Source organism: Aliiroseovarius sediminis (genome assembly GCF_022678485.1).
GTDB lineage: Bacteria > Pseudomonadota > Alphaproteobacteria > Rhodobacterales > Rhodobacteraceae > Aliiroseovarius > Aliiroseovarius sediminis.
Genome location: NZ_JALBYP010000034.1, coordinates 152,189 through 166,362, shown reverse-complemented (window position 1 = coordinate 166,362; position 14,174 = coordinate 152,189). Strand labels below are relative to the sequence as shown.

Here is a 14,174-nt window from a genome sequence, read left to right as displayed (position 1 = left end):
CTAACCCCGTGGGAGTATCACCAACGGTCAAGAGAGGACCAAACCCTGAACAGAGCTAACCAATAAACGCGGACTCCAAGGGGAGCAGGTCATATCGCTGGTACGACCGGTATCTTCAGCGCGGCGAGACTGGCCTGCAGGATAAATCTCCTAAACCCAAACACGTTTGGAACCGTGTGCCCGATGAGGTGAAGCGCAGGTTCGTCAACTTCGCCTTGAAGGAAACAGAGCTGTCACCGCGCGAGCTGGCGGTAACGTTTACAGACCAAGAACGCTATTTTGTCTCCGAATCCACTGTGTATCGCGTGCTCAAGGCGCATGATCTGATCACCAGCCCGGCGTTCATCGTCATCAAGGCAGCGAACGAGTTCAAAGACAAAACGACAGCCATCAACCAGCTTTGGCAAACTGACTTCACATACATCAAGGTCCTCGGCTGGGGCTGGTTCTATCTCAGCACGGTTCTCGACGATTACAGTCGCTACATCGTCTCTTGGAAACTATGCACCAATATGCGGGCCGAAGATGTTACCGATACGCTGGACCTCGCATTGCAGGCATCAGGCTGCGACCGCGTGCATGTCGTCCACAAACCACGTCTGCTGAGAGACAACGGGTCAAGCTACGTCTCTGGCGACTTGGCTGAATGGCTGCAGGACAAGGGGATGAAGCACTCGCGCGGTGCCCCGTATCATCCTCAGACCCAAGGCAAGATCGAGCGATGGCATCAGACATTGAAGAACCGCATCTTGCTGGAAAACGACTTCCTGCCAGGTGATCTCGAAGCTCAGATCGAGGCCTTCGTCGATCACTACAATCATCAGCGCTATCACGAGAGCATCAAAAACGTCACATCCGCCGACGTCTACTTCGGGCGCGACAAGGCCATTCCAAAACAACGCCCTTCTCGGGGCGTTGCTGCGCAATACCCTGTCAGGTAATGGAAAGGATCAAACGGAAGACACTCGAAGCGCGGCGCTTGCATCACCGCCAGCACGCCGCATAATCAAACCAACCAGATGAGCCAAACTCTCTCTTAGCTCAGGATGCCATTGGGCCCAAAAACTCTGACGACGGACACTCAGCAGCAAGCAGGCCTTCGGCTGAGACATCGCTTCATGGAGGACGGCACTGCAATAATGATGATGGGGTTTGATGGTGAAAGGGCAATCCTGGATATGGTGAACGGGGAGGTCATCGATGACGACGTTCCGACTGATACGACATGGGGAAGTTTCATCAAACACGTCGCTGCCACACCGGGCTGCGAGCTGCATGTAACCGATGCCACCTTATCGCTAGACGAGAGCGCGCTTCCAGACTGAACAAGACAGGGTGGACCGAGTCATATTTGCAGCCACCCATCTTATTGATATCAGCTAATCACGGCATTCTCTTCGTACAAGCTGTCGGCAAGTCATGAGTTTTCTCTGCATAAACCATTGCCATTGACGGATGCAAAAGATTCGGCCCTTTGTCGGGGATTGCACTGGGCTTGACGGTAAGTTCTTTCTTGCGGGCGTCACCCTCAGCGCTTAGGGCGACAGCAACTGCCCGGGCTGGAAGGCCGGTTTCATAGTCTTCAAAGACGCGCTCTATGACGCACCTCATCGGCACGTAAAACGAGATCCCATGTAGTTCAAGTTCCATCGGGTAGAAGCTGTCGATCAAGGCCGTAGCCATAGCTCCTCCGCCTCCAGATTTACCGGCCACTGCGCGTCCCTGCGAGGGTTTCCACGCCAGCGCACGCCGTAGCACGCGCTGGCCCGGTATCTTCTAACCCAGCGGTAAGAGATCTTCGGGCAGGTCCTGATAACAAACCGGACGCAGGAAACGGCGGATCGAAAGCGTGCCAACACTTGTTGCGCCAAAATTGGTAGAGGCCGGATAGGGCCCGCCGTGGACCATGGCGTCGGCAACTTCCACGCCGGTCGGGAAGCCGTTTCCGACAAGGCGGCCAGCCTTGCGTTCAATGATCGGCATCAACTTGGCAAGCAGGCCGTGATCCGCGTCATCAAAATGCGCCGTCACGGTCAACTGGCCTTTCAGGTTCTTGGCAATGGCCAGCATGTCATCAGCGCTATCGGCGAGGACCACAAGGCCAAGCGGGCCGAACACTTCTTCGGCCAAGGCGGGGTTTGCAAGGAAGTCAGACCCCTTCACTGTGAGCAATTGCGCCGCTGCCGTGCGCCCCTCGGACGCCGATGACACCATTTGCGTGACGCCATCCATACTTGCGATCTGGTCTTTGCCGCTTTGAAACGCCTCTGCGATGCCGTCCGTCAGCATGGTTTGCGCGGAGCCTGCCTTGAGCGCCTTGGTCGCGGCGACCAGAAAGCGGTCGGCAGCGGATCCGGCCTGAACCACAACGATACCGGGGTTGGTGCAGAATTGCCCTGCGCCCATGGTCAGCGATCCGGCCCAGGCTTCGGCAATGCTTTCGGCCTTGTCGGCAAGAACCGACGGGAACAGGAAAACCGGGTTGACCGACCCCAACTCGCCGAAGAAGGGGATCGGGTTCGGGCGTGCGGCACACAGATCGAACAGTGCCCGCCCACCGGCGAGCGAGCCGGTAAAGCCGACGGCATTGATCAGCGGGTGTTGCACAAGGGCCGTTCCCACGTCACGCCGCCCACCCTGAATCAGCGAAAAGACACCGGGGTGAATATCGCAGCGCTTGATGGCTGCATGGATCGCCTCGGCGATGATTTCGCCAGTGCCGGGGTGGGCGCTATGTCCCTTCACGACCACGGGGCAGCCAGCAGCAAGCGCTGCGGCCGTGTCACCGCCAGCGGTTGAAAACGCCAGTGGGAAGTTGGACGCCCCGAACACCGCAACTGGCCCGATCGGGCGTTGCACCATGCGCAAATCAGGGCGCGGCGCGGGCTGGCGGTCCGGAAGGGGCGCGTCGTGGCGCAGGTCAAGATAGGCACCGTCACGGATATGGCTGGCAAACAGGCGCAGTTGCCCGACGGTGCGACCACGCTCGCCCACCAAGCGGCCTTCCGGCAGGCCGGTTTCAGAGGTGCCGATTTGCGTCACGGCGTCTTCGCGCGCGTCGATTTCTTCGGCAATTGCCTCAAGGAAGGCGGCGCGGTCCTCGCGGGTGGAATATCCGTAGGACCAGAACGCTTCTTCTGCTGCCTGACAGGCGCGATCTACCAGCGCCGGTGTCCCGATGCCAAAATCATGTGCCGCGCCGTGGGCGGGTTCCGAGCGGAAGGTTTTTTCCCCCGCGACCCATTCGCCTGCAATCAAATGCTTTCCGTGGGGGGCGAACCCTGCATCATCTGTCATGTCGTTTTCCTTAACGCTGGCCGGTCAGTCCGGCATCTGAATTTGAATTTTGACGTCTTCGGGCAAGCCTTTTGCCGCGCGTTCAAACGCGGCGATGCTGTCCTCAAAGGTAAAAGTTCCGGTGATCAGGGGGGCAACATCAATCTGCCCGCTGGCCAGAAGGTTGATCGCGCGATCATAGACGTTGGCATATCTGAACACCGTCCGAATGGTGATTTCCTTGACTTGCAGCGCGACGATATCGACGGCGACCGGGTTGATCGGCATGCCGACACAGACCAGCGTGCCACCCGGGCGCAACAGATCGGCAATACCGCGAAACGCTGCTTCGGCCCCGGAACATTCAAATATGACATCAGCGCCCCAGCCCTGGGTTGCCGCCTGTATCTGCGCGGCGGGTGTGCCGTTGCGACCATAAAGTGGCGTGATGCCGTCATATTGGTCGGCCAGATCAAGCTTGGCGTCCAACGGATCAAAGATGAACACCTGCGAGCAGCCCGAGGATAAGGCCGTCAGCGCTTGCAACAGGCCGATCGGCCCGGCACCCAGAACCACCGCGATATCGCCCGGTTTGATGTCGACTTTTGACGCGGCCTGCACACAGACGGCCAGCGGTTCCACCATCGCGCCTTGTGCCGCACTCACATTGTCGGGGAGTTTGAAGCAAAGGTCGGCGGGGTGCACCACTTCGGGCGTCAGGCAGCCGTGATCGGGCGGCGTCGCCCAGAAGGTCAGAGAGGGGTCGAGGTTATACAGCCCGATCCGGCTGGCGCGTGACGAAAAGTCGGGCACGCCCGGCTCGACGCAAACACGGTCACCGATGCTGAGCTGCGACACCTCCGACCCGGTCGCAATCACGACCCCTGCCGCCTCGTGACCCAGCACCATCGGCGCGTCGACCACGAAGGGGCCAATGCGGCCGTGCTGGTAGTAATGCACGTCGCTGCCGCAAACGCCGACCACTTCGGTGCGGACCTTCACGTCCTTCGGGCCGACCGTTTTTGGCAGTTCGATATCGCGCAACGAAAGCTCCATCGCGCGTTCAAGGACAAGTGCTTGGGCCATGGCTGTCTCCTCTTGCATTACAGGCAGGTATATCCGCCATCAACGTTCAGGATGCTTCCGGTGATCAGGCTGGCGGCATCCGAGGCCAGAAACTGCACCGCCGACGCGACCTCGTGAGGTTCACCAAGACGTGCCATCGGCGTCAGGTCTTTCCAGCGCGCCACCAAGGCGTCACCGCCCTCGACGTTATCCAGAAGCGGGGTGGCGATGTAGGTTGGTGCAACGGCATTCACGCGCACGCCGCGCGTTGCCCATTCAACCGCCAAGGAGCGTGTCAGTTGATGCACGCCGGCTTTTGAGGCGTTATAGTGGGACTGCGGTTGCGGTGTGTTGACGATCTGGCCGGACATGGAGCCGATGTTCACAATCGCTCCGCGCCCCGCTGTCACCATCTGGCGACCAAAGGCCTGACAGCAGCGAAACACCCCCGTCAGGTTCACGTTGATGACCGCGTCCCATTCGTCCGCTGGCATTTCCGCGGCGCTGCGTGTCGTTACGATTCCTGCGTTACACACCAGAATATCTAGCGCGGGCATCGCCTGCGCCATCTCCTCAAGCGCTGCACGATCCGTCACATTCAGCGCGATACCACGTGCTTTGTGCCCGTCCGTGCGCAGGTGCTCTGCAGCGGCCATTGCACGTTCTTCATCAAGATCGGTGCAGATCACGTCGGCCCCTGTCGCGGCCAAGGCCTGCGCACAGGCAAGGCCAATGCCCTGTCCTGCGCCGGTCACCAGTGCCACTTTTCCGTCAAGGCGCAGCTTGCTGTTGTAATCCATCATTTCAGGCAACCTGACATCTTAAAGGTTCGCCCCGCAACGCGCGCAGGCCTTCATCGGCGGCGAGCTGCTGCAGGCGCTTGACGGACCCGTCGGAATAAAATGCGGCATGGGGCGACATGAACAGGTTTGGCGCACTGCGCAGGGCGGATGTTTCGGGCAAGGGCTCGGTCTCGAACACATCCAGACCGGCGGCGGCGACTTTGCCGTCGGTCAGAGCCTTGGCCAAGGCGTCCTCGTCGATCAGCCCGCCACGCGAAGCGTTGATCACGATCGCACCCTCCGGCAGCGCGGCCAGTCGCGCGGCGTTCAGCAGATGGCGGGTCTCGGCCAGAAGCGGAACATGCAGGGACACGATATGTGCGCGCGCGATCACATCATCCAGCGCCGCAAGTTCTACACCCATGTCAGCCGCCACTGTGGCGTTCACGTACGGGTCATGGGCGATAACGGTGCAGCCGAACGCCTGCATCCGCCGCGCAAGAGCCTGCGCGATCCGGCCAAAGCCGACAAGCCCCACCGTGGTATCCCCCAGCGACCGCAGTCCTGGCACCATCTGGCCGATTTTCCATTCACCACGGCGGATACCCGCGTCAAACATCGCTACTTTTCGAGCGAGAAACGTGGCCATCGCGGCGGCGTGGTCTGCAACCTCTTCGACGCCATAGTCCGGCACATTGCAGACGCGCACGCCCAAGGCGCGGGCTGCCTCCAGGTCGACATTGTCGACCCCGACGCCGTAACGGACAACGACAGCATCCTTGGCCAGCCCCGACATGACGCGATGGGTCATCGGCGCAAAGTTGTTGAGCACGACATGCGCACCGGCCACCACTTTGGCCGTGTCGTCTTCGGTGCTGACTTGATGTGCGTTAAATTCGGCGCCGGCCGCGGCGGCGGCCTTTTCCTCTGCGTCGGTATTGCCGAAGGCCTGATCGGAGACAACAAACCGCTTCATGACAACAGCCCACGTTTGGCGAGGTTTTCCATCAAGGCGCGCGTGCCGAATACCCAAGGATGGGCCTTGTCGCTGTGCGTCACAGTGTTGCTGAGCGTCCCGAGGAGGGGGGTGCTGATTTCCACCACATCGCCCAGCTTGTGGGTGAACCCGCTGCCCGGCTCGCCGCGGTCCTGTGTCGGGGCGAACATGGTGCCGGTGAACAGCATGAAGCCGTCGGGGTATTGGTGGTTTGCGTTGACCGTCTGCGACACCAGATTGGACGGCGAGCGGCTGATCTCGGACAGATTGGATGTGCCGGACATTTCAAATCCGTCGTTGCCGGTGACTTTCATCGTCAGGTTGACCGTTTCAACATCCTGCATGGTGAATTTGTCGTCGAACAGCCGGATGAACGGCCCGATCGAACAGGAAGCGTTGTTGTCCTTGGCCTTGCCCAGCAACAGCGCCGAACGCCCCTCGACGTCGCGCAGGTTGACGTCATTGCCCAGCGTTGCGCCGCGAATGTTGCCTTGGCTGTCGACCGCCATGACAATCTCTGGCTCCGGGTTGTTCCAATCCGAAACCGGGTTGATACCCACCTCGGCGCCATGCCCGACCGACGACATCGGCTGGGATTTCGTGAAGACCTCGGCATCGGGGCCAATGCCAACTTCGAGGTATTGCGACCATAGCCCCTCGGCGATCAGGGCCGTTTTTACCGCTTGCGCCTCTTCGGAGCCGGCTTTGACATTGGCGAGGCTGCCGCCAATCAATTCGCCGATTCGGTTGCGCAAGGCATCGGCCTTGACGGCGTCCCCCTGGGTGCGTTCATCAATCACCCGTTCGATCATGGAGCGTGCGAAGGTCACGCCGCATGCTTTGAGCGCCTGCAAATCGCAAGGCGCCAGCAGGCAGGACGCACCGGCATCAGGGCGCATGTCAGACGGTGCATGCACAAAGCTCTCAAGCGGGCCAAGGTCTTCGCCATCCAGCGTGTCAAAGCGTGCTGCGACATCGGCGTTCAGAAGATCGGTCATCGTCGGGTAATGGGCGGTAACGTCGATCACATGCCCTGCCCGCAGCAATACCACCGCGGGCCCGGCAACATCTTCACGCCAGACGCGTCCGACCAGTTTGGCGTTTGCGGAATCAATTGGTAGCATTTTGAACCTCATCAGAATCTAGTGTTAGTAAAACTACCTCTACTTCCCCGACAATGTCAAATCCAGAAGCCACGGTGCCACACCGCCGCCGTGTTAAAGGTCATGGCGAAAACGCTTAAAATCATTTATTTTCAATCATTAAAGCCTGTTGATATCATGGATAAAGGAGCAAAGGCCGCAGCAAAACGATCGACTGGGACTTGCATTCGCATAGTTTTGCTATATTTTGTCCACTACGTTTCGCGATCTTTCTAACATCGGATGCCCAAAATGCTGAATGAACTTAACGGAAAAGTCTTGATCGACGGCGCTCTCGTCAAGGGTAAAGGCCCACAATCGCCCGTTGAGAACCCGGCGAACGGCGCGCAGATCGGCGCAATCGCTACTGCACAACCCGCTGAAATAGAAGCAGCGGTCAGCGCGGCAAGAGCGGCTTTTGGTCCGTGGGCTGCACTTCCCGCTGTGACGCGCGCCAAGCACCTTCATGCCTTGGGGGATGCGATTGCGCAGGATGCCGACCCGATGGCCCGCTTGATGACGCTTGAACAGGGCAAGCCGGTCAACGAAGCCCGAGGCGAGATCATGAAACTGGCGGAAACCTGCCACTTCTATGCCGAGGAGGCGACGCGTATCCACGGCGAGACAATCCCGAATGACACGACGGATATGGAATCGACCGTTCTGCGCGAACCGATCGGCGTCGTGGGTGCAATCACTCCGTGGAACTATCCCGCCGAGTTGGTGGGTTGGAAGCTGTGTGGCGCGCTGGCCGCAGGCTGTACCATCATCATCAAACCCGCCGAAATCACGCCGTTCACAGCCCTTGCCATCGGGCAAAAGTGCATTGACGCGGGCATCCCGCGCGGGGTTGTGAATGTGTTGACCGGACCGGGGTCGGTCGTGGGGCAGGCCTTGGTCGAACATCCCGGCGTTGATAAAATCGCCTTTACCGGATCTTCCAAGGTCGGGCTGCACATCCAGAAATCGGCCACCACAGTCAAGCGCATGGCGCTGGAGCTGGGCGGCAACTGCCCGCTGGTCGTGACACAAACCGCCGATCTGGATGCGGCAGTCAAAGGGGCCGCGCGGCGGTCGTTCCGCAACTGCGGCCAGATCTGCATCGCGATCAACCGGATTTACGTTGCGCGCCCTGTCTATGACGCCTTCATCACCAAGCTTGCAGAGGCGGCAGACGCGCTGACGATTGATGACGGATTGTCAAACCCGGGTGCCGACATGGGCCCGATGGCTTCTGCCGAGCCTTTGGCCAAAACCAAAGAGCACCTTGCGGATGCCGTAGCCAAAGGCGCGCGCGTTTTGGCCGGTGGCGCAGCACCCGTCGGCGACGAGTATGAAAACGGTCATTTCTTCCGCCCGACAGTGGTGGCCGACTGCACCCATGACATGCAGATCATGACCGAAGAAACCTTTGGCCCGATCGTCGGCGTCGCGCCTTTCGATACTTTGTCAGAAGCGGTCACACTGGCAAACGATACGCCCTATGGCCTTGCTTCTTATGTCTATGCCAAGTCTGCAGACGAAATCCGCTATCTGGGGCAGCGGCTGGATTACGGAAACGTCGCGGTCAACAACGTGGATGCCGGCATCATCAATGCGCCATACGGCGGGCGCAAACAGTCTGGCGTCGGTTATGAACACGGGCGCGAAGGCATGCTGGAATACATGAACTTCAAACACCTTCGGGTGCGATACGACCTGCCGGAAGGGGCGGGCTGATGGCCTTTCTGGGTATTGATATCGGCACCTCCGGCTGTAAGGCGCTGGTTCTGTCGGACACCGGCGAAGTCCTGGCGACACATACTGCGACCTATGGCATGGATCAGCCGCATCCCGGCTGGACCGAACAAGACCCTGCGCTTTGGATCGAGGGCGCGCGCCAGTCCGTCGCGCAGGTGCTGCAAACGGTGCCTGCCGATGACATTACCGCGGTTGGCCTGTCGGGCCAGATGCACGGGTTCACACCGGTTGACGCCAAGGGCGCCGTCTTGCGCCCGGCGATCCTGTGGAACGACCAGCGCAACGCCGCCGAGGCGCGTGATATCGTCGAGCTTGCAGGTGGCGCAGACGCCCTTTTGGCGCTGACGAACAATCAGATGTTGGTGGGGTATACCGGCGGCAAGATCCTGTGGATGCAGCGCCATGAACCAGAGCTGTTCGACAAGGTGCGCCACGCATTGAACCCGAAGGATTACCTGCGGTTCGTGTTGACCGGCGAAATCGCGACCGAAGTCTCGGATGCGTCGGGCACCGGCCTGTTTGATGTGCGCAGCCGAACGTGGTGCGCGCCGCTCTTGGATAAACTGCCGTTCGATGCGGATATTTTGCCGCCCTGCTACGAGTCTGCTTATGTCAGCGGCACGGTGACTGCAAAAAGCGCCGAACTGTTCGGCCTGAAGGTCGGCACGCCCGTGATCGGCGGTGGTGGCGACTCGGTCATTCAAACGCTTGGGTCAGGTGTGGCGGAACCGGGTGTGCTTCAGACGACGATCGGCACGGGCGGTATTCTGGCCACGGCGCTCACGGCCCCCGAAGACAACACCGGCGGGCGCTTGCAGGTCTTTTGCAACGTGGCACCCGATTTGTGGCACGGCATGGGGGTGTCCTTGAATTCAGGCGGCGCGCTTGGCTGGCTGCGCAAGACCGTGTGCCCCGACCTCAGCTTTGACGACATGATGCAAGGTGCGGGCGAGGTGCCAGCAGGCGCCGAAGGCCTGGTGTTCCTGCCCTATCTGAACGGTGAACGCTGCCCGCATTCGGACCCGTCCGCGCGCGGTGCATTTATCGGCCTGACGGCGCGCCACGATATCCGGCACATGACACGCGCCCTGATGGAGGGTATCGTTTATGCGTTTTATGACATCTACGGCCTGATGGCGCAGATGGGCATCGCAAGTGATCTGATCAAAGCATCCGGTGGCGGCGCGCGATCCGATCTTTGGCGCCAAATTCAGGCCGATCTGTTTGATTGTCCTGTCGTCACCACCAAGGGGGCCGCTGAAGGTGGCGCATTTGGCGCGGCCCTTTTGGCGGGCGTCAGCAAGGGTGCTTGGGCCACGGTCAACGAGGCGGCGCAATGCTGCACCGACCTGACCCGTCAGGAGCCCGCGGCAGCGACCCAGAGAACCTATCGCGCCACATTTGATGTTTACGCAGACCTTTATCCGGCTTTGCAGCCAAGCTTTGCCGCGCTTAACCAGTTGGGGGCCCGCTCATGACCAAGAACGACCAGCACCTTGATGCGGTGATCTTCGATCTGGACGGCACGCTTATCGATAGTGCGCCCGATATCGCAGCGGCCGTAAACCAATACCTGACCTCTTCGGGGTGGGGGGCGCAGGATACGGACTTCATTGAACAGTTTATCGGCTTCGGCCCGCGCAAGCTGTTGTTGGACATTTTCGAACACATCGGCCACCCGACCGATGATGATGCCGTCGATCATGCCCATAAGGCTTATCTGGATAACTACTGGCAGTCGCCCGCCAAGCACACGCGGTTCTTTGATCATGTCAAAGAGGATCTGCAGACACTGGCGCGCAGCGGTTTGCGCATGGGGATTTGCACCAACAAGCCCCACGCGCTGACGCAACGCGTGCTGGAGGCTCTTGGGCTGTCCGCGATATTCGAAGTTGCAATCGGTGCCGATGCCGTGCCGGCCTGCAAGCCTGACCCGGGTCATCTGATCGCCGTGGCAGATAAAATGGTGGTCAAGCCGGGGCGTTGGGCCTATGTGGGCGACACCAAGGTTGACCAGGCAACGGCGACGGGTGCAAATGTCCCCTTCTACGCGGTGCCTTGGGGTGGAGGGATGGCGCTGGACGTGCCCGAAGGCCACCGTCTGGCCCGGTTGTCCGATCTTATGCAGGTGCGCGTTCACGCTGGAACGGAGACAATGCCTTGAGCAAAAACAGCCTGCTGAAGCGGATTATCGAACAAACCGATGACATGGGGGCCGCCGAAATGCGCATCGCCAACTATGTCAGTTCCCAGCCCGAGTTGGTGATGCACATGAGCATGGCCGCACTTTCAGCAGAATGCGGGGTAAGCGACCCGACCATCATGCGGTTTTGCCGGCGTCTAGGCTATGATGGCTATCAGGATTTCAAGATCAATCTTGCCCAAACGCTCGTCCCATCCGCGCCGTTCGAATATGAGCAGATCACCGAAAAGGACAGTATCGAAAACATCGTCCGAAAGACCTGCCGGAACTCGCTCAACGCAATTCAGCGCGCGCAGGAAGACCTGGTGCCACAACAAATCGCGGATGCGGGCGAGTTGCTTGCCACCTCCGTTTGGACCGGCATCTACGCATCCGGCATTTCGGAAATCACCAGCATTGATGCCGAACACAAGTTCCAGCGGTTGGGGATGCGCTGCGCGGCTGTGATTGGTCGCAAGAAGCAGTGGATGCACGCTGAAAAGGCGCGTGTGGGTGAAGTGGCGCTGATCTTTTCCCAATCGGGCGCGACCAAGCAGATGGTTGAAATCGCGATGGCCGCAAAGGCTGGGGGTACCCGCGTTGTGTCCGTCACTGCTGATGGCAGCCCGCTTGCGCAGCAATCCGACATCACCATTGCGGTGCGTCCTTACGAACATACCGAGCTGATGACACCTCTTGCCTCACGCCTCAATCACCACCTTGTAGTCAATATGCTGGTGACGTCGATTGCGGTCGCAAAGGGCTCTGAATTCCCTGACCAATTGCCTGCCCTTGATTCCTGGCAAACCGACAAGCTCTAGCATCCGCAGCACCGGCCGCGGTTTCATCTTACCAATCGCGGCGCTGATGGGGCCGCGCGCAAACCAATCAGCACACCTTAGGAGAAGATCATGACTGACCAAAATACGGCAAAGCAGAACGCAGGGAAACGCGTCATTGAGGAGTTTGTCCGCGACGGCATGAAGCTGGGGCTTGGGTCGGGCACAACATCGCATTTGTTTGTCCGCGAGTTGGGCAAACATGTTGCAAACGGTCTTAACCTAACCTGCACAACAACTTCGCGATCAACAAACGATGTTGCGCGTGAATCCGGGATCGAGCTGACCGACCCGAACGTCATCGGCGAACTGGACCTGACAATCGACGGGCCCGATGAAATCGACCGCGACTTCAACATGATCAAGGGTGGTGGTGCCTGTCTGCTGTGGGAAAAGATCATCGCACATGCCTCCAAGAAGATGATCACCATTTGTGACGAGTCCAAAATCGTCGATCACCTTGGTGCCTTCCCGCTGCCCGTCGAAGTCGTGCAATTCGCCTGGAAGCAAAGTGAGCGTGCGATCCAGAACGCGCTGACGAAACATGGTGTGAAACAGGTCAAGACAGTGCGCCGTATGCTCGATGACCAACCTGTCGTTACTGACAGCGGCAATTTCATCATTGATTGCCACTGCCTTGAAATCCACGATCCTGCTATCCTCGAAGCGGCGCTGAATGCGATTCCCGGAGTCGTTGAAAATGGCCTTTTCACGCGTGAGTCTGACGGCATGGTTGTCGGTTGTTTTGATGGAACGACCTACGTTTCGCTAACATAAATGTAGTAAAACTCTGCGCGACGTGACGGCGCTTAAAGAAGATATTACGGTAAGTGTGCAGAAAAGATTTATAACCAACTGAAAATTATAATTTTGTTGGGATGTCGGCCTTTTTCGTACGACCTAGTGAAGTTACCCCAAGTCAATTATAGCGTTGACAGAACCCGGATTGAATGTAGTAATACTATATAGTCAAAGTCCAATGGGAGGATAAGAAGTATGTCTGACACATTCAAAATGAACCGCCGTCAGCTTTTGCAAACCGGTGCCGCTGCCAGTGCAGCGACCCTGATGGGCGGGGCGTCGTTCGCGCAAGATCGCGTATTCTTGCCCTACTCCAACAAAAGCCTCGACTACTATTTCTTCGTGATTCAGGAAGAGGCCGTCAAACGCGCTGTCGAAGGCAACAGCTGGGAATTCCAGGCTACCAACGCCAACTTCGACAACACACAGCAGCTGGCTCATTGGCAGTCCTTGATGCTGCGCAATCCCTCTGCGATCGTCAGCGATCCAATTGACAGCCAGGCTATTGTTTCGGCCATCCGTCGTTACAACCAGCAGGGCATCCCGGTCGGTATCATTGATACGCCGGCAGCCGCCGGTGCGGATGTCGCAATCACGGTCAGCTTTGACAACTTCATCGGTGGTCAAGTCGCGGCGCAGGAAATCATCAAGCGCCTTGAAGAGAAGTATGGCGAACCCCGCGGCACGGTCCTGAACTGCTTTGGCGCGCTTCAGTCCGTTGCATGGCGCCTGCGCAAGGAAGGCATGGATGCGGAATTCGCGAAATACCCCAACATCAACTACCTCGCACGCCCGACGGAAGGTGCGCTTGACCAGATGTTGTCGGTGACGCTGTCTACCCTGTCCGAATACCCTGATCTTGACGCGGTCCACGCCCCGTCCGACAGCCCGTCACGCGGTATTGTCACCGCCCTCCAGCAAAAGGATCGCTGGAAGAAGATCGGTGAAGACGGCCACGTGATTTTCGTGAACATTGATGGCGAGCCTGTCGCACTGAACTGGATCAAGGAAGGCTACATGGATGCCTGTGTCAGCCAGGACCCGATCGCATATGGTGAGATCGCGGTGGAACTGCTCCAGAAACATGCCATGCAGGGCGAAGCAGTCCCGATTGGTCCCTATGTCAACGAAAAGTACTTCTGGGAAACTGCAGAGATCGTAGAGGGCGACACCGGCCCGACGATGATTATCCCGCCCTTCGTCATTGACCCATCCAACGCCGACGATGAGCGTCACTGGGGTTACGTCGCTGAAACGGTCTGGGGCATTCCGTATACCTAGATCCCACTCGCAGCCCACCAAGCGGGCTGTGACCTCCCAGGGCCTCCTGCCATTGCGGTAGGGGGTCCA

Annotated in this window: 12 protein-coding genes and 1 pseudogene; 7 read left to right on the top strand and 6 right to left on the bottom strand. The window is 59.0% G+C overall.

Features of this window, described 5'->3' with window-relative positions; translation table 11 throughout:
- Positions 1–92: 92 nt before the first annotated feature.
- Positions 93–1,006, top strand: a pseudogene (locus tag MN186_RS11435) (DDE-type integrase/transposase/recombinase); the annotation flags it as partial.
- A gap of 377 nt (positions 1,007–1,383) precedes the next feature.
- On the opposite strand, the gene MN186_RS11430 reads toward MN186_RS11435, so the two are convergent.
- The 6 genes from MN186_RS11430 to MN186_RS11405 all read right to left on the bottom strand — a co-directional run bounded on the left by MN186_RS11430 (position 1,384) and on the right by MN186_RS11405 (position 7,244).
- Complete coding sequence (locus tag MN186_RS11430) at positions 1,384–1,671, bottom strand: hypothetical protein (RefSeq protein WP_242114498.1); 288 nt, start codon at positions 1,669–1,671, stop codon at positions 1,384–1,386.
- Between the two features lie 105 nt (positions 1,672–1,776).
- Complete coding sequence (locus MN186_RS11425) at positions 1,777–3,297, bottom strand: aldehyde dehydrogenase (NADP(+)) (RefSeq protein WP_242114497.1); 1,521 nt, start codon at positions 3,295–3,297, stop codon at positions 1,777–1,779.
- A 24-nt stretch (positions 3,298–3,321) separates the two neighbouring features.
- Entirely contained in the window at positions 3,322–4,362 is a 1,041-nt protein-coding gene (locus MN186_RS11420) for an NAD(P)-dependent alcohol dehydrogenase (protein ID WP_242114496.1), read from the bottom strand.
- 17 nt (positions 4,363–4,379) lie between these two features.
- Entirely contained in the window at positions 4,380–5,141 is a 762-nt protein-coding gene (locus MN186_RS11415; RefSeq protein ID WP_242114495.1) for an SDR family NAD(P)-dependent oxidoreductase, read from the bottom strand.
- Between the two features lie 4 nt (positions 5,142–5,145).
- Complete coding sequence (locus tag MN186_RS11410) at positions 5,146–6,099, bottom strand: C-terminal binding protein (protein WP_242114494.1); 954 nt, start codon at positions 6,097–6,099, stop codon at positions 5,146–5,148.
- Complete coding sequence (locus tag MN186_RS11405) at positions 6,096–7,244, bottom strand: fumarylacetoacetate hydrolase family protein (RefSeq protein ID WP_242114493.1); 1,149 nt, start codon at positions 7,242–7,244, stop codon at positions 6,096–6,098. The genes MN186_RS11410 and MN186_RS11405 overlap by 4 nt, the downstream gene beginning before the upstream one ends.
- A 270-nt stretch (positions 7,245–7,514) precedes the next feature.
- On the opposite strand from MN186_RS11405, the gene MN186_RS11400 reads away from it, so the two are divergent.
- The 6 genes from MN186_RS11400 (at position 7,515) to MN186_RS11375 (ending at position 14,105) form a co-directional block, all read left to right on the top strand.
- The gene (locus MN186_RS11400; RefSeq protein ID WP_242114492.1) at positions 7,515–8,981 is read left to right on the top strand and encodes an aldehyde dehydrogenase family protein; all 1,467 of its coding nucleotides are present in this window, start codon (positions 7,515–7,517) and stop codon (positions 8,979–8,981) included.
- Positions 8,981–10,480, top strand: coding sequence for a xylulokinase (gene xylB, locus MN186_RS11395; RefSeq protein WP_242114491.1), 1,500 nt, complete (start codon positions 8,981–8,983; stop codon positions 10,478–10,480). The genes MN186_RS11400 and xylB overlap by 1 nt, the downstream gene beginning before the upstream one ends.
- Positions 10,477–11,166: an HAD-IA family hydrolase gene (locus MN186_RS11390; protein ID WP_242114490.1), complete on the top strand. Its 690-nt coding sequence runs from the start codon at positions 10,477–10,479 to the stop codon at positions 11,164–11,166. Before xylB ends, MN186_RS11390 begins: the two co-directional genes overlap by 4 nt.
- On the top strand, positions 11,163–12,005 hold the full coding sequence (locus MN186_RS11385) for a MurR/RpiR family transcriptional regulator (protein WP_242114489.1): 843 nt from the start codon (positions 11,163–11,165) through the stop codon (positions 12,003–12,005). The genes MN186_RS11390 and MN186_RS11385 overlap by 4 nt, the downstream gene beginning before the upstream one ends.
- A gap of 90 nt (positions 12,006–12,095) precedes the next feature.
- Positions 12,096–12,800, top strand: coding sequence for a ribose-5-phosphate isomerase RpiA (gene rpiA / locus MN186_RS11380; RefSeq protein ID WP_242114488.1), 705 nt, complete (start codon positions 12,096–12,098; stop codon positions 12,798–12,800).
- A gap of 219 nt (positions 12,801–13,019) precedes the next feature.
- Complete coding sequence (locus tag MN186_RS11375; RefSeq protein WP_242114487.1) at positions 13,020–14,105, top strand: substrate-binding domain-containing protein; 1,086 nt, start codon at positions 13,020–13,022, stop codon at positions 14,103–14,105.
- Positions 14,106–14,174: the final 69 nt, after the last annotated feature.